General features: G+C 57.2%; 25 protein-coding genes. 9 read left to right on the top strand and 16 right to left on the bottom strand.

The features are described from left to right. Window positions 1-74: 74 nt before the first annotated feature. Window positions 75-662 (bottom strand): aminoacyl-tRNA hydrolase, encoded by a 588-nt coding sequence (pth, locus tag C1N84_RS08040; protein ID WP_021509932.1) that lies wholly within the window; start codon window positions 660-662, stop codon window positions 75-77. Between the two features lie 261 nt (window positions 663-923). Here pth and ychH point away from each other — a divergent pair, with 261 nt between their 5' ends. After that, window positions 924-1,202, top strand: a complete 279-nt coding sequence (gene ychH, locus C1N84_RS08045; RefSeq protein ID WP_021509933.1) for a stress-induced protein YchH — start codon at window positions 924-926, stop codon at window positions 1,200-1,202. Here ychH and C1N84_RS08050 read toward each other — a convergent pair. The 4 genes from C1N84_RS08050 to lolB form a co-directional block, all read right to left on the bottom strand. Next, window positions 1,199-2,368 carry a GGDEF domain-containing protein gene (locus C1N84_RS08050; protein WP_264443231.1) on the bottom strand — a complete coding sequence of 390 codons (1,170 nt, stop codon included), beginning with the start codon at window positions 2,366-2,368 and terminating at the stop codon, window positions 1,199-1,201. The two genes, ychH and C1N84_RS08050, sit on opposite strands and share 4 nt — an antisense overlap. Before the next feature lie 225 nt (window positions 2,369-2,593). Further along, window positions 2,594-3,541: a ribose-phosphate diphosphokinase gene (gene prs / locus C1N84_RS08055; RefSeq protein ID WP_006118899.1), complete on the bottom strand. Its 948-nt coding sequence runs from the start codon at window positions 3,539-3,541 to the stop codon at window positions 2,594-2,596. Between the two features lie 136 nt (window positions 3,542-3,677). Then, a complete protein-coding gene (ispE, locus tag C1N84_RS08060; RefSeq protein WP_058774563.1) occupies window positions 3,678-4,535 on the bottom strand; it encodes a 4-(cytidine 5'-diphospho)-2-C-methyl-D-erythritol kinase in 858 nt (285 codons plus the stop codon). Then, on the bottom strand, window positions 4,532-5,158 hold the full coding sequence (gene lolB / locus C1N84_RS08065; protein ID WP_021509937.1) for a lipoprotein insertase outer membrane protein LolB: 627 nt from the start codon (window positions 5,156-5,158) through the stop codon (window positions 4,532-4,534). The genes ispE and lolB overlap by 4 nt, the downstream gene beginning before the upstream one ends. Before the next feature lie 216 nt (window positions 5,159-5,374). On the opposite strand from lolB, the gene hemA reads away from it, so the two are divergent. The 6 genes from hemA to kdsA are packed head-to-tail and all read left to right on the top strand — an operon-like array spanning window position 5,375 to window position 10,681. Further along, window positions 5,375-6,631 (top strand): glutamyl-tRNA reductase, encoded by a 1,257-nt coding sequence (hemA, locus tag C1N84_RS08070; protein ID WP_021509939.1) that lies wholly within the window; start codon window positions 5,375-5,377, stop codon window positions 6,629-6,631. Window positions 6,632-6,672: 41 nt separating this feature from the next. Continuing rightward, window positions 6,673-7,755, top strand: a complete 1,083-nt coding sequence (gene prfA / locus C1N84_RS08075) for a peptide chain release factor 1 (protein WP_021509940.1) — start codon at window positions 6,673-6,675, stop codon at window positions 7,753-7,755. Further along, a complete protein-coding gene (prmC, locus tag C1N84_RS08080) occupies window positions 7,755-8,585 on the top strand; it encodes a peptide chain release factor N(5)-glutamine methyltransferase (protein WP_264443236.1) in 831 nt (276 codons plus the stop codon). The genes prfA and prmC overlap by 1 nt, the downstream gene beginning before the upstream one ends. 9 nt (window positions 8,586-8,594) lie before the next feature. Then, a complete protein-coding gene (locus C1N84_RS08085; protein WP_058757490.1) occupies window positions 8,595-8,993 on the top strand; it encodes a SirB2 family protein in 399 nt (132 codons plus the stop codon). Beyond that, entirely contained in the window at window positions 8,990-9,799 is an 810-nt protein-coding gene (gene sirB1 / locus C1N84_RS08090; RefSeq protein ID WP_264443240.1) for an invasion regulator SirB1, read from the top strand. Before C1N84_RS08085 ends, sirB1 begins: the two co-directional genes overlap by 4 nt. Before the next feature lie 27 nt (window positions 9,800-9,826). Then, window positions 9,827-10,681 carry a 3-deoxy-8-phosphooctulonate synthase gene (kdsA, locus tag C1N84_RS08095; protein ID WP_021509944.1) on the top strand — a complete coding sequence of 285 codons (855 nt, stop codon included), beginning with the start codon at window positions 9,827-9,829 and terminating at the stop codon, window positions 10,679-10,681. Between the two features lie 298 nt (window positions 10,682-10,979). Here the strand turns inward: kdsA and C1N84_RS08100 are convergent, their stop codons facing one another. Together C1N84_RS08100 and chaA are read right to left on the bottom strand one after the other, a co-directional pair. Continuing rightward, a complete protein-coding gene (locus tag C1N84_RS08100; protein ID WP_088517800.1) occupies window positions 10,980-11,669 on the bottom strand; it encodes a hypothetical protein in 690 nt (229 codons plus the stop codon). Window positions 11,670-12,374: 705 nt separating this feature from the next. Beyond that, complete coding sequence (chaA, locus tag C1N84_RS08105) at window positions 12,375-13,466, bottom strand: sodium-potassium/proton antiporter ChaA (RefSeq protein ID WP_021508693.1); 1,092 nt, start codon at window positions 13,464-13,466, stop codon at window positions 12,375-12,377. 369 nt (window positions 13,467-13,835) lie between these two features. Between chaA and chaB the strand changes: the two genes are divergently transcribed. Continuing rightward, the gene (gene chaB, locus C1N84_RS08110) at window positions 13,836-14,066 is read left to right on the top strand and encodes a putative cation transport regulator ChaB (RefSeq protein ID WP_021313035.1); all 231 of its coding nucleotides are present in this window, start codon (window positions 13,836-13,838) and stop codon (window positions 14,064-14,066) included. A 238-nt stretch (window positions 14,067-14,304) separates the two neighbouring features. After that, entirely contained in the window at window positions 14,305-14,976 is a 672-nt protein-coding gene (locus C1N84_RS08115) for a gamma-glutamylcyclotransferase (protein ID WP_021508695.1), read from the top strand. 2 nt (window positions 14,977-14,978) lie between these two features. Here C1N84_RS08115 and C1N84_RS08120 read toward each other — a convergent pair whose 3' ends face one another. The 9 genes from C1N84_RS08120 to C1N84_RS08160 all read right to left on the bottom strand — a co-directional run bounded on the left by C1N84_RS08120 (window position 14,979) and on the right by C1N84_RS08160 (window position 24,447). Then, window positions 14,979-16,388: a serine/threonine protein kinase gene (locus C1N84_RS08120; RefSeq protein WP_264443248.1), complete on the bottom strand. Its 1,410-nt coding sequence runs from the start codon at window positions 16,386-16,388 to the stop codon at window positions 14,979-14,981. 66 nt (window positions 16,389-16,454) lie between these two features. Then, on the bottom strand, window positions 16,455-17,405 hold the full coding sequence (locus tag C1N84_RS08125) for a hypothetical protein (RefSeq protein ID WP_058757494.1): 951 nt from the start codon (window positions 17,403-17,405) through the stop codon (window positions 16,455-16,457). 14 nt (window positions 17,406-17,419) lie between these two features. Next, on the bottom strand, window positions 17,420-18,196 hold the full coding sequence (locus C1N84_RS08130; RefSeq protein WP_058771213.1) for a PP2C family protein-serine/threonine phosphatase: 777 nt from the start codon (window positions 18,194-18,196) through the stop codon (window positions 17,420-17,422). Then, window positions 18,193-19,323, bottom strand: a complete 1,131-nt coding sequence (tagH, locus tag C1N84_RS08135) for a type VI secretion system-associated FHA domain protein TagH (RefSeq protein WP_264443252.1) — start codon at window positions 19,321-19,323, stop codon at window positions 18,193-18,195. Before tagH ends, C1N84_RS08130 begins: the two co-directional genes overlap by 4 nt. Window positions 19,324-19,356: 33 nt before the next feature. After that, entirely contained in the window at window positions 19,357-20,055 is a 699-nt protein-coding gene (gene tagF / locus C1N84_RS08140; RefSeq protein WP_215480395.1) for a type VI secretion system-associated protein TagF, read from the bottom strand. A 13-nt stretch (window positions 20,056-20,068) separates the two neighbouring features. Further along, window positions 20,069-22,183, bottom strand: a complete 2,115-nt coding sequence (tssM, locus tag C1N84_RS08145; protein WP_021509950.1) for a type VI secretion system membrane subunit TssM — start codon at window positions 22,181-22,183, stop codon at window positions 20,069-20,071. Next, window positions 22,183-23,394 carry a type IVB secretion system protein IcmH/DotU gene (gene icmH / locus C1N84_RS08150; RefSeq protein ID WP_058774571.1) on the bottom strand — a complete coding sequence of 404 codons (1,212 nt, stop codon included), beginning with the start codon at window positions 23,392-23,394 and terminating at the stop codon, window positions 22,183-22,185. The genes tssM and icmH overlap by 1 nt, the downstream gene beginning before the upstream one ends. An 85-nt stretch (window positions 23,395-23,479) precedes the next feature. Then, the gene (locus C1N84_RS08155) at window positions 23,480-23,971 is read right to left on the bottom strand and encodes a hypothetical protein (RefSeq protein WP_021509952.1); all 492 of its coding nucleotides are present in this window, start codon (window positions 23,969-23,971) and stop codon (window positions 23,480-23,482) included. A 179-nt stretch (window positions 23,972-24,150) separates the two neighbouring features. Further along, window positions 24,151-24,447, bottom strand: coding sequence for a hypothetical protein (locus C1N84_RS08160; RefSeq protein WP_152999304.1), 297 nt, complete (start codon window positions 24,445-24,447; stop codon window positions 24,151-24,153). Between the last annotated feature and the right edge of the window lie 156 nt (window positions 24,448-24,603).

A 24,603-nucleotide genomic window follows, 5' to 3' on the forward strand; every position in this document is an offset into this window, starting at 1 on the left:
GCAGACAGCGCCGACTGATTCAAAAATTTTCGCGCATTATACACAGAATTCCCTGCGGCGGCGCGGGAATTGGCTTAGCTGGCTTTGAAGGCGTGCAGGCGGTTCATCGCCTTAATCTTGTCTTCTTTTAGCCACAGCTCGGTGCAGCGCACCGCTTCGTCGACCGCCTCGTCAATCAGCTTCTGCTCGCTGGCCGGTGCCTTGCCGAGTACAAATCCGGTGACCTTGTTACGATCGCCCGGATGGCCGATACCGACGCGCAGGCGATGAAAATTGTTGTTATTACCGAGCTTGCTGATGATGTCTTTCAGACCGTTATGACCGCCATGGCCGCCGCCCTGTTTGAATTTCGCCACGCCTGGCGGCAGGTCCATTTCATCATGTGCCACCAGAATCTCTTCCGGCGTAATGCGATAGAACGTTGCCATCGCCGCCACCGCTTTGCCGCTCAGGTTCATAAAGGTGGTGGGCACCAGCAGGCGCACATCCTCGCCGGCCAGCGACAGGCGCGCGGTGTAGCCGAAAAACTTCGGCTCCTCTTTGAGGGACTGATTATGGCGCGAGCAAAGTAAATCCACATACCAGGCGCCAGCGTTATGGCGCGTTGCCGCGTATTCAGCGCCGGGATTGGCCAGCCCCACAATCAGTTTAATGCTGCTCACGATGTTTATCCTGTCTCGCTGCGAAAGGGCGATAGTTTACTGCCTGCCGGCGGGGATGACAAAGGGCGCAATGACAGATTAATGACCAAAGGTGACTAATCAATTTCTATCGAAATCAAGGTGCTGGCGGTAAAGTTTTGTCAGACATTGTGAAGGATGTGTGATCCTGTACGCATCTTAACCGCCAGCCATTGCCTAAACTTATGGCCAGTTAACCAAACGTGCTGTTTTCTGCGTTGCTGAAAAGGATGGAGGTGAATCATGAAACGTCAACACTGCCGCACCGTCGGTAATGGTTTGATGTGTCTCGGCTTGTTAACCATGGTGCTCGGGGTGGGGTATTCCATCATTAACCAGCTACCGTCGGTCAACCTGCCACAGTTCCTCGCGCATGGAGCGATGTTCAGTATTTTCGTGGGTGCGCTACTGTGGCTGGTCGGCGCACGCGTCAGCGGGCGGGAGAGGGTGGAAGACCGCTATTACTGGCTGCGTCACTACGGTGACAAACGCTGCCGTCGCGATCACCACTCAACGCACTAACCGGCTTCAGCCATTGCCGCCTGCGGCGTCTGATAACCTTCGACGCGGTTACGTCCGGCGGCTTTAGCGCGATACAAGGCTTCATCAGCCAGCGCCAGCAGGGCGGGAAACGCCTGATGCCGCTGGCTGGCAGTGGCAAAGCCAATGCTCACCGTATAGCCGATGTCGTTGGGTAGCGACAGCTGTGTCGCCAGCCGGATACGCTCACATATGCGCTGCGCCTGCTCACTGTCGCCAGGAAGCAACGCGGCAAACTCCTCACCGCCCAGCCGGGCAAACTGACCTTCAACCGGCATTAACGCTTTTACCACCTGACAAAAATCGACCAGCACCCGATCCCCCTGCTGATGGCCATAGCGATCGTTGATGCTTTTGAAATGATCGAGGTCGAACAGCACTGCATTGTAAATATAGGGCTGCGGCAAACGTGCGTGGCGCAGCAGCAGTTTTTCTGCGGCCTCAAACAATGCGCGCCGGTTCCAGACGCCGGTAAGCGGATCGTGCAGCGACGCCAGCTTATGGGCGATCTGCGTACGCTCATTGACCATCGCCAGGATAGTGAATGTCAGGCCGATGACGAAGAGGATCGACTCCAGAATCACATACACCGAAAAGCCGGACCCGCCAATGGCGCCCGGTACGGGGGTGGCTACCGCATCGTCAAGGAAAATGCGCGCCAGATGGAACAGTAAGTGGATCCACAGCAGTATCTGCGCGGGCCAGAAAGTGACGGTCAGCGAGGCGCGTGCCTGCCACAGCAGACGAATCAGCGCGGCGGTAAAGATGATGCACAGCAGGCACATGACCAGCACGCGTTTCGGCTGGCCGTGGTAGAACTGCGGAAAGGCACAAAGCAGCGCCCACAGTAGCGCGCCAGTGATCCAGCAAAAACCGAGTGGAAGGCGGCAAAAAGTACGAAAGGCGTTGAGCAGGGTGCCGTAGGCCAGCAGCATGATGACATTCCCGACTGCCACCGGCAAAAAGTGCAAACCGGCGCTGCGCAGGCTACTGAGCAGCACGGCGGCAAGCGTCAGTATTAGCGTCAGGGTGGTAAAACCCAGCACCCGGTCGTACTGCGCCCCGACCCAGGCAAAAATCAAAATAATGCTCAGAAACCCCAGCACGTAGAGCTCGCAAATAAACAACGTATAAATGTCGAGTGGCATGGTGGTCGGAGTTCTCAGCAAAAGTGTGGTGAAAAATATCACTAATCACTGGACCGCTAAAGCCCGGATGCGCTTGTCTGATAAAAAGAGTGGAAGGCGGGGAGATTGGCGGATTTTGAGGCCATTTATCGCGCAAATAGTGGCGGCGGAAGCGGCTTTATCGGGATGTTACTCTGCGCACAGGCAATAAAAAACCGGGCAGGGCGCCCGGTTTTTCGCGAACAATTAATGTTCGAACATCGCCGAAATCGATTCTTCGTTGCTGATACGACGAATGGCTTCGGCCAGCATGCCAGACAGCGTCAGCGTACGCACGTTAGGCAGTGACTTCATCTCTTCCGACAGCGGAATGGTGTCGCAAACAATCACCTGATCAATCACTGACTTGCGCAGATTTTCCACCGCGTTGCCAGAGAAGATTGGGTGGGTGGCGTAAGCGAACACGCGTTTCGCGCCGCGCTCTTTCAGTGCTTCAGCCGCTTTGCACAGCGTACCGCCGGTGTCGATCATATCGTCGACCAGTACGCAGTCACGACCGGCAACGTCACCGATGATGTGCATCACCTGCGACACGTTCGCACGCGGGCGACGTTTGTCGATGATGGCCATGTCGGTGTCGTTGAGCAGTTTGGCGATAGCGCGAGCGCGCACCACGCCACCGATGTCCGGCGAAACCACAATCGGGTTTTCCAGACCAATCTGCAGCATATCTTCCAGCAGAATCGGGCTACCGAACACGTTATCCACCGGGACATCAAAGAAGCCCTGGATCTGTTCAGCGTGCAGGTCAACCGTCAGTACACGGTCCACGCCGACGCTGGAGAGGAAATCAGCCACAACTTTGGCGGTAATTGGCACGCGGGCAGAACGCACGCGGCGGTCCTGACGGGCATAGCCAAAGTAAGGGATTACAGCAGTAATACGACCAGCAGAAGCCCGACGCAGTGCGTCGACCATCACAACCAGCTCCATCAAGTTATCATTGGTGGGGGCACAGGTGGACTGGATGATGAAAATATCACCACCGCGTACATTTTCATTAATCTGTACACTTACTTCGCCATCGCTGAAACGGCCGACAGCGGCGTCTCCGAGGCTGGTGTAAAGGCGGTTGGCAATACGTTGTGCTAGTTCCGGGGTGGCGTTACCAGCAAATAGCTTCATATCAGGCACGAGAAGAACCTCAGGCTTGGCGTCCAGAGAATGAACCGCTCAAAAATAACCGGCGAATACATTTGAGCCTGTTCATACGGGTGTGTTAATGCGTCACGTGCAGTGTCTGGAACAGGGTGACACTGTCACGTTACGCTTAGAGCCCGGAAAGGGTGCGCTGTAACGGCGAGAGATTAAGCCCACGCGCCACAAATCCGCACATCCATTTCGGGGCAAGCTCCAGCACCTGACGAGCAGCGGACTCGGTGTCAAATTCAGCAAACACACAAGCGCCGGTCCCTGTCAGGCGCGACGGCGCGTATTCTAGCAGCCAGGAAAGCAGCGCATCAACCTCACGAAAACGTTTTCTTGCTACCGCTTCACAATCATTGTGAAAAGGACGCTGCAACAGTTCATCTAATGTGCGTATTGGTGAATCGCGCGTCAGTTCAGGATCGCGAAACAGATCCGGGGTAGCGATGCTGACGCCAGGATGCGCCACCAGATACCATTTTTCCGCAGGATTTGCGGGCTGCAATTGCTCGCCCACCCCCTCGGCAAACGCCGCGTGGCCGCGCACGAATACCGGCACATCGGCACCGAGGCGCACGCCAAGCGTAGCCAGCTCATCCACGCTGAGTTGGGTGCGCCACAGATGGTTCAGCGCCACCAGCACCGTCGCGGCATCAGACGAACCACCGCCCAGACCACCGCCCATCGGCAGGCGCTTCTCCAGCGCGATCCGGGCACCGGCCTGCGGCGGCAGCGTGCCTTTGTCCGCCGCTGCGGCACGCAGCGCCAGCGCCGCCCGCACGATCAGGTTGTCTTCATCGGCCACGCCGTCGAGCGGCGTCAGCAGGGTGATACTGCCGCTGTTATCCGGGGTAATCTCCAGGGTGTCGCCAACATCGAGAAACTGAAACAGCGTCTGCAAATTGTGGTAGCCGTCTGCACGACGGCCGGTAATGTAGAGAAACAGGTTGAGCTTTGCCGGCGCGGGCCAGGTGGTGATCATTGTGTGGTCCAGCTATCCATGCGCAGTTTGATGCGCTGACCGCCTTCGGTCAGTTCGAGGTTGGCCGGCAGCGGCGGGTTAACCTTGCTGTCGTAATCGCTGATATTCACCTTCCACTGCTGGCCGTTGCGGCTGTAGGTCAGGCTTTGCAGCTGATAGTTGTTGTTCAGCTGATAGTCGCTGGCGTCGCCTGGCAGACCCATCATCCACTGACGCAGGTTCGCCAGCGGAATATCCATGCCGGTGAGCTGGGAAATCATCTTCTCCGCGTCGTTGCTGACGTAGCGTTTGCCTTTGTTATCGACAATCTGCACCACCGAACCCTGCGCGTCGAGCTGCAGTTCTGTGCTGCCGAGCGGGTTAGTCAGCAGCAGACGGTAACGGTCTGCAGCAGTTTGCTGCCAGTTAAAACGGGCATAAACCTTCTGCTTATCCGACAGATAGGCAAAAGCGCCGCGCGTCTGGTACTGAGTAATTTTCGCTACCGCCTGCTGGTGTTGCTGCCACTGCGGCGATGTCGTGCTGGGACCGGGACCTTGCTGGGGTTTGTTGATGCTACAGGCAGCCAGCAACACGCTGGCAAGGGGCAAAAGGCGCAACAGCTGGCGCGGGGGCAAATGCATCACGTGGTCGTCTCCTCAGACACGTTTTTATGTCGTAACCGGTAACGCTAACCATCCGTCTCTGTGCCGTCAATGGCGATGTCAGGATAATTGCGCACGATCAGTTTAATCTTATTACAGTCATAGGCTTTGTATGGCTTTTCTTGATCTGTTGCATCTTGTAGAATGCGCAGCACAAAACCTGACAATTATTGGGACTTCCCAACCCGAATCACCATGACGCTGCTTGCTCTCGGAATCAACCACAAAACCGCACCTGTTGCGCTGCGCGAACGTGTTTCGTTCACGCCAGACACGCTGGACCAGGCGCTGAACAGCTTGCTGTCTCAGCCGATGGTGCAGAGCGGGGTGGTGCTTTCTACCTGTAACCGGACGGAACTCTACCTCAGCGTAGAGCAGCAGACCGATCTGCAGGAGCAGCTGGTGCGCTGGTTGTGCGAGTATCACGACTTACGTGAAGAGGACGTGCGCAACAGCCTGTACTGGCATCAGGACAACGCGGCGGTTAGCCACCTGATGCGCGTGGCCAGCGGGCTCGACTCGCTGGTGCTGGGCGAGCCACAGATTCTCGGTCAGGTCAAAAAAGCCCATGCTGACTCCTCGCGCGACCATGCGCTGAGCAGCGAGCTGGAACGCATGTTCCAGAAAACCTTCTCTGTGGCCAAGCGCGTGCGCACCGAAACCGAAATCGGCGCCAGCGCGGTGTCGGTCGCCTTTGCTGCCTGCTCCTTAGCCCGTCAGATTTTCGAATCACTCAGCAGCGTTAACGTGCTGCTGGTCGGTGCCGGTGAAACCATCGAACTGGTGGCGCGTCACCTGCGCGAACACAGCGTGCGCAAACTGATGATCGCCAACCGCACGCGTGAACGCGCACAGCTGCTGGCGGACGAAGTCGGCGCCGAAGTGATTGGCCTTGCCGATATCGAAACCCGTCTGGCCGATGCTGATATCATTATCTCCTCCACCGCCAGTCCGCTGCCGATTATCGGCAAAGGCATGGTGGAACGGGCGCTGAAGGCGCGCCGCAATCAGCCTATGCTGCTGGTGGATATCGCCGTGCCGCGCGATGTCGAGCCGGAAGTGGGCAAGCTGGCTAACGCCTATCTGTACAGCGTGGATGATCTGCAGGCGATCATCGAGCAGAACATGGCGCAGCGCAAAGCGGCGGCGGTGCAGGCGGAAAGCATTGTGGTGCAGGAGAGCGGTGAATTCATGGCCTGGCTGCGCGCGCAAAGCGCCGGTGAGACCATCCGCGAATACCGCGCGCAGGCTGACGACGTGCGCGCCGAGCTGCAGGATCGTGCGCTGGCGGCATTGCGTCAGGGTGCTGATGCCGAAAAAGTCTTGCAGGAGCTGGCACACAAGCTCACCAACCGTTTAATTCATGCACCAACCAAATCACTGCAGCAGGCCGCGCGCGACGGCGACAGCGAACGCCTGCAGATCTTACGTGACAGCCTCGGTTTAGAGTAATCTGGTCTGTCACGACCTATCACTGGGATACCCTCTATTAGATGAAGAGCTCGATTGTTGCCAAGCTGGAAGCGCTGCAGGAACGCCATGAAGAAGTTGAAGCGTTACTGGGCGATGCCGGCGTAATTGGCGATCAGGACCGTTTCCGCGCGTTATCACGTGAATATGCCCAGCTGAGCGACGTCACCCGTTGTTTCCGCGAATGGCAGCAGGTGCAGGAAGATGTCGAAACGGCTGAAATGCTGCTCGACGATGCGGAAATGCGCGACATGGCGCAGGAAGAGTTGAAACTATCGCGCGAAAAGCGCGAGGTGCTGGAACAGCAGCTTCAGGTGCTGCTGCTGCCGAAAGATCCCGACGATGAACGTCCGTGCTTTATCGAAGTGCGCGCCGGCACCGGCGGCGACGAAGCGGCGATTTTCGCCGGCGATCTGTTCCGCATGTACAGCCGCTATGCCGAAGCGCGCCGCTGGCAGGTGGAGATCATGAGCGCCAACGATGGCGAGCATGGCGGCTACAAAGAAGTCATTGCGCGTATCACCGGTGACGGGGCTTACGGTCGCATGAAGTTTGAATCCGGCGGTCATCGCGTGCAGCGCGTGCCGGAAACCGAATCGCAGGGGCGCATTCACACTTCCGCCTGTACCGTGGCGGTGATGCCGGAGCTGCCGGAAGCCGAACTGCCGGACATCAATCCGGGCGATCTGAAAATTGACACCTTCCGCTCTTCCGGCGCGGGCGGTCAGCACGTTAACACCACCGATTCGGCGATCCGTATCACCCACCTGCCAACCGGCATCGTGGTGGAGTGCCAGGATGAGCGCTCGCAGCACAAAAACAAAGCCAAAGCGCTGGCGGTGCTGGGTGCACGCATTCACGCGGCGGAAATGGCGAAGCGCCAGGCGGCGGAAGCCTCGACGCGGCGTAATCTGCTGGGCAGCGGCGACCGTTCCGACCGTATTCGTACCTATAACTTCCCGCAGGGGCGCGTCACCGATCACCGCATCAACCTGACGCTCTACCGCCTCGACGAAACCATGGAAGGCAAGCTGGATACGCTGATCGAGCCGATTGTGCAGGAGTATCAGGCTGACCAGCTGGCCGCACTGGCCGGGCAGGAGTGATGAACGTCCGGCGCTGGCTGCAGCAGGCGCAGGCTGCGTTGTGCGGAGGCGATAGCCCGAAGCGCGACGCGGAGATTCTGCTGGGTTTTGTCACCGGCAAGTCGCGCAGCTGGCTGATAGCGTTTGATGACAGCCCACTTGATGATGCGCAACTGGCACAGCTGGAGACGTTACTGGCACGCCGCGTGCGCGGTGAGCCGATTGCGCATCTGGTGGGCGAACGCGAGTTCTGGTCGCTGCCGCTGCGCGTCAGTGATGCCACGCTGATTCCGCGTCCGGATACCGAAGTGCTGGTGGAGCAGGCGCTGCTGCGGCTGCCCGCGACGCCCTCCGCGGTGCTCGATCTCGGTACCGGCACCGGCGCCATTGCGCTGGCGCTGGCCAGCGAGCGGCCCGATAGTCAGATTACCGGCTGCGACCGCATCGCCGCCGCGGTTGCGCTGGCGCAGGACAACGCCCAGCGCCTGCACCTCACCAACGCCGGATTTGTGCTCAGCCACTGGTTCGACGATCTGCCCGCCCAACGTTTCGATCTGATTGTCAGCAATCCGCCTTACATTGATGCCGCCGATGAACATCTGCAGCAGGGCGACGTGCGTTTTGAGCCGCTCAGCGCGCTGGTGGCGGAGGAGGCCGGGCTGGCCGATTTACGATTAATCATTGAACGCGCGCCGCACTGGTTGCAGTCGCAGGGTTGGCTGCTGCTGGAACACGGCTGGCAGCAGGGCGAGGCTGTACGCGCGCTGCTAACCCGTAATGGCTTTCAGGCGGTTACTACCGTTGAGGATTACGGCGGCAATCCGCGCGTCACGCTTGGACAACTTACTTAAGGAAGCACTATGGCCAGCTGGTATCCGCTGATTAAAAATTTCCATCTGCTGACGGTCGCGATCACCATCACACTGTTTCTGCTGCGTTTTTACTGGCTGACCACCGGATCTGCCCTGCTGCAGCGCCGCTGGGTGCGCATTGCGCCGCACATCAACGATACATTCCTGCTGCTCAGCGGTGCACTGCTGGTGCTGATTACCCACTTTTATCCGTTTACCCCACAAGGAAGCTGGCTGACGGAGAAGCTGTTAGCGGTTATCATCTACATCGCCTTAGGTTCCGTTGCATTGAGTCGTCGCCCGCGCAGCATGGCGACCCGCTGGGTCGCCTGTTTAGTCGCCGTGGTCGCATTATTACTGGTGATTAAACTGGCGATGACCAAAATGCCGTTATTGGGGATAGTATGACCTCGCCAGTGCAACTTGATTACAGTGAAACACCGTTAAGTGAAGCGGTGATTGGCGCGACCTGCGCCATACGCAATGATTTTTCCGCGCCTTCCGTCCAGCAGCAGCTGGCTGACCTGGTTGAAGAGGCGCGGCGCTATGTCAGTAGCGAACAGGATGCGGATCTGCAGCTGGAGAAGCTGCTCGATCTGTTTTACCAGCAGTGGGGCTTTGGCGGTGCCAGCGGCGTCTACAATCTGTCAGACGCGCTGTGGATCGATAAAGTGCTGAAGAGCCGGCAGGGAACGGCGGTATCACTCGGCGTGATTCTGCTGCACATTGCGGATGAGCTAGAGCTGCCGCTGATGCCGGTGATTTTCCCGACGCAGCTTATTCTGCGTGCCGACTGGCTCGACGGTGAAATGTGGCTGATCAATCCGTTTAACGGTGAAACGCTCGACACCCATACGCTGGAAGTGTGGCTGAAGGGCAACATCAGCCCGACGGCAAAGCTCTACTCTGACGACCTCGACGAAGCAAAAACCGTCAGCGTGATGCGCAAAATGCTCGACACGCTGAAAGCGGCGCTGATGGATGAGAAGCAGATGGAGCTGGCGCTCAACGTCAGCCAGGTGCTGCTGCAAATCGACCCGGACGATCCCTATGAGATTCGCGACCGCGGTTTGATTTACGCCCAGCTGGAGTGCGAGCATATCGCACTGACCGATTTGATCTATTTCGTTGAACAGTGTCCTGAAGACCCGGTCAGCGAGATGATTAAAGTGCAGATCCACGCAATTGAACAGAAACAGGTGACGCTGCACTAAGCGTCCCCCGACATTTAAGGAAAGGGCATGACACAGAAAGTAGTGAGTATCGGCGATATCAAGGTCGCAAACGATCTGCCATTTGTTCTCTTCGGCGGCATGAACGTGCTGGAATCCCAGGATCTCGCCATGCGCATCTGCGAACATTACGTGAAGGTAACCGACAAGCTCGGCATTCCGTATGTGTTCAAAGCCTCTTTTGACAAAGCCAACCGCTCTTCTATCAAGTCTTACCGTGGCCCTGGCCTCGACGAAGGCATGAAAATTTTCCAGGCGCTGAAGCAGGCGTTCGGCGTGAAAATTATCACTGACGTGCACGAAAGCTGGCAGGCGCAGCCGGTCGCCGACGTGGTGGATGTGATTCAGCTGCCGGCCTTCCTGGCGCGTCAGACCGACCTGGTGGAAGCGATGGCGAAAACCGGTGCCGTGATCAACGTGAAGAAGCCGCAGTTCGTCAGCCCGGGCCAGATGGGCAATATCGTCGATAAGTTTGCCGAAGGCGGCAACGACAAGGTGATTCTGTGCGATCGCGGCAGCAACTTCGGGTATGACAACCTGGTGGTTGATATGCTCGGTTTCAACGTGATGAAGAAAGTCACTAACAACAGCCCGGTGATTTTTGACGTCACCCATGCGCTGCAGACGCGCGATCCGTTTGGCGCGGCCTCTGGCGGTCGTCGTGCGCAGGTTGCCGAACTGGCGCGTGCGGGCATGGCGGTAGGCATCGCCGGTCTGTTCATCGAAGCGCACCCGGAGCCGAATAGCGCCAAATGCGACGGCCCGTCCGCGCTGCCGCTCGATAAGCTGGAACCGTTCCTGGCGCAGATGAAAGCGATTGACGATCTGGTTAAAAGCTTCCCGGAGCTGGACACCAGTAACTGATTTGTCATAGCAACAGCAAAGGCACCCGCGGGTGCCTTTGTAATAGAATGGTAAATTCTGTCGCAGGCGCTAACAACGAAGGGATTACATAAAGTATCAACTGAAATTGACCGTCAAAACCATCTAAAATATTTCACGTAGATAGCACCCATGGCAATGACCCAGAGTAGAGTCAATAACAGCCCATAATGAGGGAAAAGCGCTGTCAAAAGTATTCCACCTGCTACCGCCGCAATCACCGGTATTAGTGAAAAAAAAGACTGACTTAACCATGCATAGAACCAGGAAAAGATTCGTTTCATTTTGTCAGTAACCGTTCTACTAATGCCAGTATTTGCTCATCATTTGTTGAGCCGGATTTGTTTAAGTAAATAATTTTAGACATTTCAGGCTCTATGAGATAATAAAGCATTTCTAATTTCTGTTGATACAGATCGAAATAATATTCCGGATCCGCAAATTTCAAATGCTGAGCTGCTGTTGCAGCGATTTGTATTTTCCCATAAAATTTTAAAACTGTGACACTATAAAGCGAAGTCCGGTCAATTACATCAACCAGCGAACTCTTAAAAACTTTAGATTCGGTAACTATGCGCGCGATAAGAAATGAAATGGTGAGTTTTGAAGCTTTACCGCTTGTATAATTAGCCGCCTTTTCAGCAAGTTGGCGCACCAGATTTTGAACATTATGTTCACTGAGACGCGCAAGTTTTTTTCTAAAGTAGATTTCAACCATATCAAGGATGACATCATGTCGTGAAAAAACCTGTGGCAGAGCTGAAAACATACGAACATCTTCACTTCTCAGTCGCTTACATACATCTTTGTAATCATCAAAAACGCAGGAACCATACCAGCTAGCTCTTTCAATGCCCGAGGCAACCGTGGTACTGGCGGTTCGCGTTTCTTCACGCAGTTGCGCCAGTGCTTTTTCAAAATTGAGTGCAATTGTACGATCAGCCTGAAGCTTCAATTTCAAATACGACATGGTTAATCATCCCTTACTGTAGAAATCCTTAAGAAACGATTATATACTCATCACATCTTGTTGCAAGGAGCATGCATGGAAATGAAACGGATACTATTACTCATTGTCTTAACATTAGGCTACGCAATTGTTATTCCTGAGATCATGTTCAGATTCCTTTCCGAATCATCGTATATGCTGTTAGGTAAATTAGTGAACCCTTTTCATATTTTTTTATCGACCATTGATGCGTTGATCATCGCAACCATTTTATTATCTGCTTTTCTCTCATGGTTGACATTAAAGCTGATAGCGTCCATCGCTAAGCGGTAAGGTTTTAATGTACAAGCAGCATTTTGATACGGTGTCGGGGCTGAAAATAATGTAAGTCAATTGACGTATGGATTGTTTACAGGCAATCATAAACAATGACTGGCAGCCAGAGTAAATGCAGTGAACATTTTAACTTCTTCGGGTAAACAGAATATTAGCAATAAACTATTCGATTTAAGGCTTAATTTTTAGCAAATAGCTGGCAGGGCCAGATGTGCTAACGGCTGTTATTAAGCCGTAAAGATATCTTTATCCAGGTGCGCATAAATGCGCACCCAACATTGTACGGTCGCCGTTCATGACGACCGTTTCACCTGATGCACATGAATGCGCACCCTGCGCTGTAGGGTCGCCATTTATGGCGACCGTATCACCCGTATACCCACTTCAACATCACAGCATAATCGTCAGCAGATAGCCGGCAAACAGGGCCAGATGCGCTGCGCCGTTGAGCACGTTGGTGCGGCCAGTGGAGAACGAGATGTGGCACAGAATCAGCACCGCGCTCATCACCACCATATGCGGCGGCTCAAGGCCGAAAATCAATTGCTGACCGGTCAGGGTGGCGATAATGGTCACCGTTGGCACCGTCAATGAAATGGTGGCCAGCACCGAACCGAAAAACAGGTTCATCGCGCGCTGCACCTGATTCATCAGCACCGCCTTGATTGCACCCAGACCTTCCGGCGACAGAATCAGCAGCGCGACGAGGAAGCCGGTAAACTGCTCCGGTGCGTTCATTTCAGTGAGCAGCATTTCCAGCGAGTTGGCGTTCATCTTGGTCACGCTGATCACCGCAATCAGATGCACAATCAGCCACGCGGTGTGCCACAGCGAGCTGTGCGCGGAAGGCTTACCGTGGTGCGGGTCGCCATCATCGCTCTCGTCTTCATGCTCGTAAACAAACAGGCTCTGGTGAGTTTTGGTCTGAATCAGCAGGAACACGCCGTACATCGCCGCAGAGATCGCCGCAATGATCAGCGCCTGCGCGGTGGTGAAATTGCCGCCGGGCAGGGCATTGGGAAACACCAGCACCAGAATCGCCAGCGGGAAAATGGCGATCATGTACTGCTTCACGCCGGCCAGGTTAACGTACTGGGTGGCAAATTTACGCCCGCCAAGCAGCAGGGCACAGCCCACCAGTCCGGCGGTAACGATCATGATGATGGAGTAGAGCGTATCGCGCATCAGCGCGGGCGCTGCATCGCCGGTCGCCATCAGCGCCGAAATCAGGCTCACTTCCAGAATTACCACTGACAGGCTGAGGATCAGCGAGCCGTAGGGTTCACCTAACCGGTGCGCCAGAACGTCGGCGTGACGTACTACGCTGAAGGCGCTGCTTAAAATCGCTACCAGCGCCAGCAGATTGATGCCGATTACCGGCAGAAGCGCTGTCTGGCCGCCAAAAAAGCTCAGCACCGCCAGCGCCAGAATCGGGAAAATCAGCGAATACTCGCTGTGTCGGGTCTTCTCATGTCCAGCCATGCGCCATCCTCTTCGGCAAAAAGAACAAAAACAGGCAATTGCTGCCTGATAAATATAGTGACTCATCTGACGAAGCGCAGTGTAACTTTTCACCACTGCTCACGCAGATTTTTTACGCGTTTTTACTTTTTGTCATTTTAATCTGAATGAAGCGAAATTCGCGTTAATCAGCGAATTAACCCTTTTCATCAGCAGGTTAATGTTGCGTGTTTCTCATCTATCCTGCGTAAAAGGAGGAAGAACAGAACTGAATTATCTGGCCTTATCCTCACTACCCGCCTTTTTTGCTGGCAGAAGTATGAAATAGCAGGTTTGCGTTTTTGCCGTTCTCTTCCAGACTTATACAGGGAACCTGAAACAGGAGGAACTATGCCTTATTCATCGAACCGGGAACTGCCGGACAGCGTGCGCCACGTGCTGCCGGGCCATGCGCAAACCATCTACCAAAAGGCGTTTAACAGCGCCTGGGATCAGTATAAAGATGAAGACGATCGTCGCGGTGATGAATCGCGCGAGCAGGTGGCACACAAAGTCGCCTGGGCGGCGGTCAAAAAAGAGTACGCCAAAGGCGAGGACGACAAGTGGCATCCTAAACACTAGCTCCCGCGCGGGCCACTGCGGCCCGCTTCACACTTCTCCGCGCTTCGTTCAAGAATCCTGCCAGGCAGCCGATGCTATTTACAGATAATTTCCCCTTTGTGATCGGGGTCAATCTTGAAACGTTTATGGCAAATGCATTACTGTCTTGTCTTAAGTCGACGCCGCGGGCGCCGCCTGTAAAATCGCAGATTCAGGGAGCCATAACGACAGGAAGGTCAGCGCAGTAGAGGAGATCGCAGTGTTAACCCGGGAATTCTTACTAAAAGCGGATTGCAAAACTTCATTTGGTGATATTGACGAAGCGCTGCTGTGGAGCTGTGAGAAGCGCGCGGCGTCGCTCTGCGCCACGCTTGCCTGTCGTCCCGATCAAAGCCCGGTGTGGATCTTCGGCTACGGTTCCCTGATGTGGAACCCGGTTTTTGAAGCGGAAGAGGTGGCGACCGGACGGCTTGAGGGCTGGCATCGTGCCTTTTGCCTGCGGCTAACCGCCGGACGCGGCACCGTTGCCGCACCAGGACGGATGCTGGCGCTGAAAGAGGGCGGTTCTACCAGCGGTCTGGCGTTTCGCCTGCCGGAAGCGCGCCTGCATGAAGAGCTTGAACTGCTGTGGAAACGGGAAATGATCACCGGCTGCTATCTGCCCACCTGGTGTGAACTGACGCTGGAGGATGGCCGCACGGTTACGGCGCTGGTGTTTATCATGGATCCGCGTCATCCGCTGTATGAAGCCGACTCCTGCCGCAGCACCATTGCTCCGCTGATCGCTCAGGCCAGCGGCCCGCTCGGCAGCAACGCGCAGTATCTGTTCTCGCTGGAACAGGAATTGGGCAAACGCGGCATGCAGGAAGAGGCGTTAACGCGCCTTGCGGCCGAAGTGCGCGCGCTGCAGCAGAGCGCTGCGCGCGGCTAACCTCAATTACCCGGATTAATCAGCCAGGTGCCCGGCTGGTTAATCGTCAGCATCTGGCTGCGCACCAGGCTGCCGTGATGCACTTCAATACGATAGCTGCCTGCCGCCAGATTCAGCGAGGCGAAACCGCTGCTGGCGGGTTTCACATCCTTCGCTTCGCCGTTCAGCACGATATTTTCCCCTGCCTGCAACTGCAGGTAAACCGTCGCCATGGTTGGTGCGCTACTGGCGGGCGCGCTGCCCGCTGATGGGGTCGCCGCCGGGGCGCTGCTGGCCGCCACCGGCGGTGCGTCACTCGGGCGATTGGCTTTCCACACTACGACCATCACGGCAAGCAACGCCACGGCAGCCGCGGCGAGCAGGGCAGGCGACAAACGGCGCACATTGCGTGGTGTCACCGGTTCAATCGCGGCGGCAGCATGATTAACCGCCATTACCTGCGGTTCCGGCACGGCCGCTACCGGCTCGGGCGCGGACTGGCTCTCCACCGGGAAGGTCGTCACCAGCGCTTCGACATCGCTCACCGGCAGATCGATCAGCCGGGCAAAAGCATCAATACTCTGTGGCCGGTCTTCCGGCTTCATCGCCAGCGCGCAGTCGATCGCGTGCAGCAGCGGCAGCGAATACCCCTCAGGCTTGCGCTCCACCAGCGGCTGGTAGTTATCTTCAATGCAGCGCACCACGCTGACCGGCGGCGCGTGGCCGGTGATCAGCGTATGCAGCACCGCGCCCAGCGCGTAAATATCGGTCCAGGGTCCCTGTTCGACTTCTCCCTCTTCGCTGTACTGCTCAATTGGCGCGAAGCCCGGCTTGAGCATGATCTCGGTTTCATCCGACAGGTTGCCAATCTCTTTGCGCGCCGAGCCAAAGTCGAGCAGCACCGGCAGCTGGTTTTCCTGAATCTGAATGTTATCGAGCGAAATATCACGATGCAGGTAACCGGCGGTGTGAATGGTGTTGATGGCACCAAACAGCGGCGGTAATAGACGGCGAATCCACGCTTCGTCAATGCTGTCCGGGCTGGTGAGCTGCCACTCTTTCAGCGTCATGCCGCTGTAGTAGAGCGTGCCCATGTAAGCCGTGCCGTTCTCTTCCCAGAAGCGCAGGACGTGCAGCAGACCGGGATGATTGAAGCGCGCCAGCAGCCGTGCCTCCTGAATAAAGCTGTTGCGTCCGGCATTAAACAGTTTCTGGAAGCGCTCGCCGCGCAGTTCCAGCGCCAGATCCGCACCGCGTACCGCCAGCGACACCGGCATGTACTCTTTGATGGCGATGGTGCGTTCCAGCTGATGATCCCAGGCGCGATAGACAATGCCAAAGCCGCCGCCGCCGATCACTTCCTTGATTTCAAACTCGTTAAACCGGTAGCCCGCAGGCAGGGCATTGGGGGTATGATTTTCGTTTGCCGACATAGTGAGCTCTCTGAACACGTCCTGTAGCGCCCCGTCACGCCGGTGACGGCGGGCAACAACCGCTAATTAATTAATGTTACGCCAGGCACCAATTGCCGGATCGGCCAGATCGGCGTGCAGGGTGTCAATCAGTAACACAGTCACTTTTTGCTGTGGCATAAACTGCGGCGACCAGATGCCGCGTAAGCTATCAACCCGCGATTTCACCGCTTCGCTATCCGTGCCGGTGTTTTTATCCATTTTAATCAGCAGCGTGCCGCTGAAACGCCAGACGTGCTGCTGAGCATCAAACGGCAGCACCAGCCAGCTATCACTGGCATCGGGCCGCGTGACAATCATGCGCTGTTTGTTCACCGCTACCACCTCCAGCGGCGTGCGGGTCAGCGTAAGATCGGCGATGGGATAACCCTGCAGGAAGGTTACCGTCTGGCTGCGCGTTTTGCCGTCACTCAGCAGCGTCATTGCCGCCGGACCTTCCAGCCAGCCCTCGGTTGAGCAATGCTGCTGCGGGTTCTCAGGGATAAACAGCGAACCGCCGTTTTCATCCCACCAGGTACGGAAATGGCAGCCGCCGGGCAGGGCGAAGTGCTGCAGCGGCGTGCTGTCGGCCGGACGCGATAAATCCAGCGGCGCCGCGGTATTGGCGCTGGCGCTGGCGGTCGCGTCGTTAAGGATGATCGGCCGCCAGTTCTGTAGTTTTGCCGCGCTGCCGTTAGCCAGCACGCTGCCCTCTTTGCTGGTCATCTGCCAGGGGATCTCATCCAGCAGGCCGCACTGGTTCGCCAGCAGCGTGCCGACGCGCGGCAGGAAGCTGGTAAGAATGCTGGTGTCGCTGCTTTTGCCGGACACGATGCGCAGCGGCAGCGTCTCTTTACACCAGTCGTCGGGCGCATTACTGGCAACGTTATCGATATAGACTTCCAGCGACAGGCTGGGCGAGTAGACCACCCGGTAATCTTCCGCCTGCGCATTCAGGGCCAGTAACAGGGCGGCAACGCCCGGCAACCACAGTTTCATAATGATCCTTGCAATCAATAACGTGACGGCAGAAAACGTGCCGCATCAGCCTGGGAATAAAGCAGCGTCGCGTCCTGCGGTTCGCCAATCCAGATTGCCAGAGCGCTGAGATTGTCGCTTTTAACACTGCGGTTTACGGCCTGTTCCATCAATGCCAGCCACTCTTCGCAGGCGTTTACCATGCGCAGTGCCTGTTCCATTTCGTCGGTGGTGAGGTTGAGCCAGAAACCGTCGGTACAGACCAGAAATGCGTCACCATCGGTCAGCTCAATCACCTCGCTGAAGGTGGCCGGTCGGGCCGGCTCAATACCCAGCGCATTATAAAGTAAATTACTGTTAATGCCGGTATTTTCATAGCCGGCTTCGCGCAGCTGCTGCGCCAGACTGTGGTCACGCGTCACCTGATGCAGCACCCCGTGGCGGAAGTGATAAACCCGGCTATCACCGGCGTGCGCCCACCATGCGCGCTGCGTTGTGCGGTCAATAAACAGGGCGGCAAGGGTGGTGCTCATGCGCGAAAAATTCGGATTGTTCCCCTGGGCGCTGACCAGCGTTTGCTGACACTTTTCTATCGCCGCACGCGTACTCTCCGGCGTGAACGTGTCGCTTTGCTGCAGCTGCGTCAGCAGGGTATCGCGCACCAGCTGGGCCGCATAATCGCCGCCGGGCAGACCGGCCACGCCGTCGCATACCAGAAAACAGGCTTTCTGTTCATCGACTTCGGCACCGGTGCGATCCTGGTTTTCGTCACGCATACCCTGCTGGCAGCGGCTGGCAAACTTCATCTTCATGCGTCTTCGGTCCGCGTCTGGGAATCTTTGTACTGATTCACTTCCATGTCGTAGGCATGCAGAAAGGCTTCACCAAACAGGGTGTGGAAGTCATCTTCAATCTCGCCCGCGGTGCGCTGATAGTGACGGAGAAAATAGTCCCACAGCGCCGCTTTGCGTCCGCCGCTGAACGGCATCTTAGGCAGCACGCCGTCTTTGCGCGCTTCCTCTTCCAGACGCTGCGGATTAAACGACTGCAGCATCGCGGCAATGATGGCGCGAATGCCGGCAATCATCCCCAGCTGATGCGCCTGTAAATCCACCAGCGCATCGCGCACCGCTGCTTCCGGTGGCATAAAGCCAGGCATCTGGCTCTGGTACATCTGCATCAGCACGGTTTTGCCGGAAGGCAGAATTTTAAATGGGTTATTGGCTTCGTTAAGGATCATCGTCATGTCGGCTTTCACGCCGCGCTTGAGGATGGAGCGCGAAGAGAGCAGGGCAACCGTACCCTGCGAAAACAGGCTGAGCATACGGCCGGTGACGCGCATCTGCTCTTCGGTGATCGGCGTCTGGTGACCATTATTCAGGCCCATACCTTCCAGCAGCGCGGCGATCAGTTTGTCCTGATCGGCGCCCGGCAGCACGGCTGGCATCACGGGCGCATCGCTTTGCGGATCGATCGCCAGGCGCGCGTCCGGGCGGCGTTCGTGACGCGGACTGTCACTCTGTGGCAGGACTTCCGGTTCCGGCACGTTTTCGTCCTGCTGCATACCCAGCGGATCGGCGGCGCTGTCAGCAAAAAACGCCAGCGGATCATCCTGCGGTACGTTCTGACACGCCGGGTCACGCACTTCCAGGCCATATTCGCCAATCTGCAGCGTATCGCCGTGGCGCAGCCGCACCTGCGAGCCGCGCTGTAGCGCCACGCCGTTCAGCACCACTGAAGTGACGCTGCCCTGGTTGGTCAGGCGGCACTCGCCGTCTGGCGACAGGTGCACCAGCGCCTGCAGGCGCGAGATGGCGCGCGATTCGTCGGGCAGCACCAGGTCGTTATCCTGGCTGCGGCCGATGGTCCCGCCGGGCGGGCTAAACGCGACGGTTTTGGCGGGCACATCCGTATTGCACTGCACAATGGTAAATTGCATGAGTCATCCCGTTAACAAGGCAAGCGCACTGGCCTATTCAAACATCGGTGGATAGAGGCCATTACGTCCCGGCTGGGCACCCGCCGCCGGGTTAAACAATAACGAAAAAAGTTGCGCGGTGAGCGGGCCACTGTGTTTATGCGTGGCGTGGGCAAAGCCGTCACTGCGATTACTCCACCAGTAGCTAATGTGCTGTTGGGGATCAAAACGGTCGGCCACTTCACGCCAGCTCAGGGTGCAGGGCAAATCGTCAAAACCAATCACATCCATGATGTCGCTGCGCTGCTTATCCGGCAGCAGCAGCGGAGCCAGCTGCTGAATCTGCGTCTCCAGCGCGTCCGGGCTGTGGCGATCGCGCACCGCCTGCCACAGCAGCGCGCCGAGTTCCTGATACCAGTCGCCGGAGATCGCCAGCTGTGAAGCATGCCACGCGCTGAGCGGAATGCTGTGCAGCGCCAGCAGCGGCCACGCACGGCCGACGCGATCGCACGAGGGCAGCAGACAACCCAGCTGCACCTGCTGGCGCAGCGGCGATAGCGGCAGGACAAAATTCCATACCGGCGCGCGTAAAAACTGTTGCGTGCTAGCCTCTTCCTGCTGATGCCAGTGGATTAAGCCTTGTTGAAACCAGTGGCTCCACGGCGTCACCGTGGCTTCACTGAGCCGCTGGCGCAGAAAATCACCGGTGACCGGTAATTTGCCATACCAGCCCGGCGCGGTGTAACTCGCCATGGTTACCTCACCATTACTCACTGTGTCCGGTCAATCGCTGCGATACGGTGTGTGGCGCAACCGCCAGCATACGGCCATTCTGACCGGCATTTTTCAGATTTTCCGCAAGCTTACGCATCATCAGCGCATTGTCGCGCGCATAAGGTGACGACTGAATCTGCTGATCGAGCAGCTGGCTAAGGTGCCAGTCAAGCTGCTGCAGATCGCGCGCGCTGACATTGTCCGGCAGCGTGCGCTGCAGATTTTGCATCAGCCAGCCGCGCAGAAATTCGCCGTCGTAGTTACGCGGCTGATACAACATCTGATAAGCGCGCAGCGCATTGCGGCTGTAGTCATTGTCGGTGCCGGGATCGTCACGCAGCAGGTTGGTAATTTGCTGGGCCACGCGCGGCAGCAGTAAAGACTTAAGCGCATTTTGATAAAGCACCCATGCGGCATCACTCACCTGGTTACCGCGATACAGTCCAGCGCGCATGGTAAGCGGTGGATTGTCGAGAGAAAAATGCGCCGACAGCGGCAGTTTCACCAGGTTATTTAAGAAGGGTAGCAGATCAAAAATATTATCGGCTGGCTGATGAATAACCTGCTGACTCTGCGCGGTAATCGGCCCGATACGCGCCGCGACCTGATCGAGATAACGCTGATTCTGTACGTAGCTGGTGAGCCACAAACCGGAGAGCAGCACCAGCGCGCCGGTGAGCGCGCCGTAACCGATCCAGTGTAGCAGCCGGTTACGATACTCCCAGTGACGGTTGCTGCCGGCAAGGCCGCTTTCGCGGAACACCAGGTCGCTTAACAGGTCGCGAATAAAGAAGCTCTGGCCTTTGGTACCCGGAATCGGATTGCTGCGGTTAACGCTGTCCCACGCGGCAAGGCTCGACTCGCCGGTATGTGGCAGCTGTAGCTTACGGTTGAGTTCGCCCATGATGCGGTCAAACGGCAGGCCTTCCTGGGTGCCGCTGGTAAAGAACAGGCCGCGCGCCGACCAGGCAATCTCATCCTGATGGCGGGAAAATACCACGTCGAGATATTCGTTGAGTAACGGACGCAGCGAACTGAACTCCTGCGGGAACAGGAAGCTGTCGGCGCGCTGGGTGAGATCGCGCTCGCCGGCCATCACGTCGGCCAGCTGCTGCTGCAGACGCTGCTCCAGCTGCTGAAAGCGCTCGCTAAAGCTGCGGTGCCAGTCATCTTTGTGCGGCTTGCCCGGTTCCCACGGGAAGGTGAAGCCCCAGATGGCATCGCGCTGCGGCTTACTCAGGTTGCCGTAAAAGCTCATAAACCCTTTCAGCAGGTCGGTTTTGGTGACCATTACATACACCGGGAAATGAATGCCGGTTTGCTGATGCAGCTCGACCATGCGGCTGCGCAGCGCGCTGGCCTGGGCGTGACGTGCCTCGGCGGAATCGGTCAGCAGGTCGGCCACGCTGATGGTCATGATCACGCCGTTGATCGGCTGGCGCGTGCGGTAGCGCTTTAGCAATTTAATGAAGTTATGCCACTCGGCGCCGTCGCGCGCGCGCTGGCTCTCCTGCAGTGCGTAACGACCCGCAGTGTCGATTAAGACTGCGCTGTCGGTGAACCACCAGTCGCAGTGACGCGTGCCGCCGACGCCGCGTACCGCCTCTTTGCCGAGGCTGTCGGTTAACGGAAACTCCAGACCGGCGTTCAGCAGCGCGGTGGTTTTACCGGCACCGGGCGCGCCTATCATCACGTACCACGGCAGCTGATACAGATAGTGACTCTGAAAACGCGCCAGCCAGCTTTTCTGATGCCGGCGACCAAACTGGGTGCGTTTCAGCCGCAGCGCCGCTTCGCTGAAGCGCTGGGTCAGCAGCGTCTCGGTCGCCTGGCGATCGGACGCTTCTTCGTGACTCATTTCCTGCAGGCGATTGAGCAGCTTGCTGTTAAACCAGCCGCGCCAGATGGCGGGAATAAACTGGAACAGTACCCAGCAGAAATAGAGCAGGCCGACCGCCAGCTGGCGCGGGAATACCGGCTCCAGTGGACGGGTGTCACCCCAGCTCCACAACGGGCCGAGCATCCACAGCACGCAGCTCAGCGCCGTGACGCCAATCAGGCCCCACAGCAGGCGATGGGTTAACAGATGTTGGAGTGATGCGCGCATCACTGGCCTCCCTGATGATTGCCGAGGGTTTCCGGTGCCGCAAACAGGGTGATCTCCACCCGGCGATTGCGGGCGCGGTTTTCATTGCTGTCATTGGGTAAGAGCGGATTGCTGTCGCCGCGGCCTTCGGCTTTAACGCTGTGACCGTCCGCCAACTGCGTATTCAGCAGTTGCGTAACGGCACGGGCGCGGGCGAAGGAGAATTCATAGCTGGAGGCGAAACGGCCATCCACCGGACGATTATCGGTATATACCGATACCAGCACCGTGCCTTTTACCGTCTTCATCGCGCTGGCCACGTGCGCCAGCAGCGCGCGGCCAACCTGGTTCACCACCGTACCGTCCGGCGCAAACAGCTTGTCCGCAGGGATGATCACTTTGCTGCCAAAGGCACCATCGCTCACTTCCAGCTGGCCTGCGGCAATCACGTCGTTAAGCCGCTGATGCAGATCGAGCAGCGCCTGCGGTGAGGTGGGGCGGCGGCCCGGCATGATTTGCGGCAGCGGGGTTTGATAGATGGCGCGCAGCAGCGGTTCGGCCGCATTGCCCAGCCGCCAGTTGAGCCCGCTGTAGATCAGACAGGCAATCAGCGTAGCCAGTGTGACGCAGGCCCACAGCGGCACCATCGGTCGTGTCAGGGTGCTGACCAGCGGATGGACTTCGACCAGCGGCGCGCGCGGTGGTGGTGCCGGGCGGGTTTCCGCAATCAGCTGCGCCAGCCGTTTACGGATGCCTTCACACTGCGCGCGTCCGCTGTCGCTGCCGCGATAGCGCCCTTCGTAGCCCAGCAGCAGGCAGTAGTGAATCACTTCCAGCAGCCATAAATGCTGCTGCGGGCTTTGCGACACGCGCGACAGTAGCTGGAACACTTTTTCGCCGCCCCAGCTTTCGTTATGAAAGGTCACCAGCATGCCGTTGCCGGACCAGACGCCGCGCGTGCCCCAGGGGGTTTGCGCCGCCGCTTCGTCCAGCACGCTACACAGGCAGTAGCGTGCGCCGATGATCATCTCAAACGGTAAACCCGCCTGCTTGCAGCGTTGCTCGAACTGGCGGATCTCTTCAATCAGCAGCTGACGCAGGCCGGCGGGATCGTCGTGCGTCGCCGCCTGCCGTATACGCACGACGGCATTCAGAATCGGGGCTGCGGCATTCAGCAAAAGGTTATCGTTGCCCGCGACAATGCCATCGCGGGCAAGGGAGTCCTGAGTCATTAAATCTCGATTATCCTGGCAATAACGGAACGGTTAGCCCGCAAAGCAGCGGTGTGCTGCGGGCAATATGCGCCGGATTGCATCATCAGTCTAAGATCCAGGTCGCGGTATCATTGGTGCGGCATGCTTTACTGGCGCCCCCCACGGCCACGCAGACCTGTTTAGTACGACGGGGACGCGGCCGGTCGCTGCGCAGCGTGGCGTCATAGCGGCTGCTCTCCACGCCAGCTTTGGGGGGCACGTAGCCAATCAGCTGACCGCTGGGTTCTTCTGCAATCGCCAGCCAGTTGTGCTCGACGCGACCCAGCACCTCAAAGGTTTGGGCGTTATCCAGATAACGGACCACTTTGCCGCCGTAATCCGGCAGGGTCATCACAGAGGCGGCATACAGCGCGCGAAAGCTCTCATTCACCGGGGTAAATTCACCGGGTGCTGCCACTGCATGACGATGAACCAGTTTTACGCCGTTCACTTCGCTGGTGACCAGGGTGTCATCCGTCACGGGCGGTGGAGGCGCTTTACATCCCGCCAGCGTTAAAGCCGCCAGCAGCGTTAGCAAGAGACTCTTATTCACCATGATCCTCAAATTTTCATCAGTATCGCTGCAGAGTTGTATCCGGCACGCACTCAGCGGGCGCGCAGATTATGCAGTGAGAAGGCCACTAAAAAACAGTCAAATTACAGAAAGATAGTGCTGACTTAAGTCTACCTAAGACTTTTGAGAATTCAAACCATTGCACCGCGGCAAATCCCGTGCTACCGGGCGAAAAAACGCCTTAACGGCACGCCGCGATCGTTCTGGCTGGGACGATAGATAAGCTGCATTAATTTATTTGCGTAAGCAAGCGCGGCTGGTGTGCGGCGCGACATTTGCCCCCTGATGGTGCTTAGGGGAATTGGTAAATAAGATTTATCTATTTTTTCAGATAAAAAAAGATTGCGCGGCGAAACAATTTTATGATTTTCGGAATTTCCGGGCGCAGCCACGTCTTTAACCCAGCCAGTCCGGCACGGCTTTTGCTTGCTCCACCACTTAACCGTATTGCGCAGCAAAGGTCGCGGAACCGTTCGCTGGTGATTGGCCCGTACCAGGTTAGCGCAGGTCCTGATTTCACTTATGGCTAAATAAACCCATCTTTTTCTCGCTTAATCCGCGCTTTAGACCCGAAGGGTTTTGGCATCCTATGCTCAGAATTCCTGCCAGCTGAG

The sequence above is a fragment of the Pantoea sp. SGAir0418 genome, assembly GCF_043529865.1.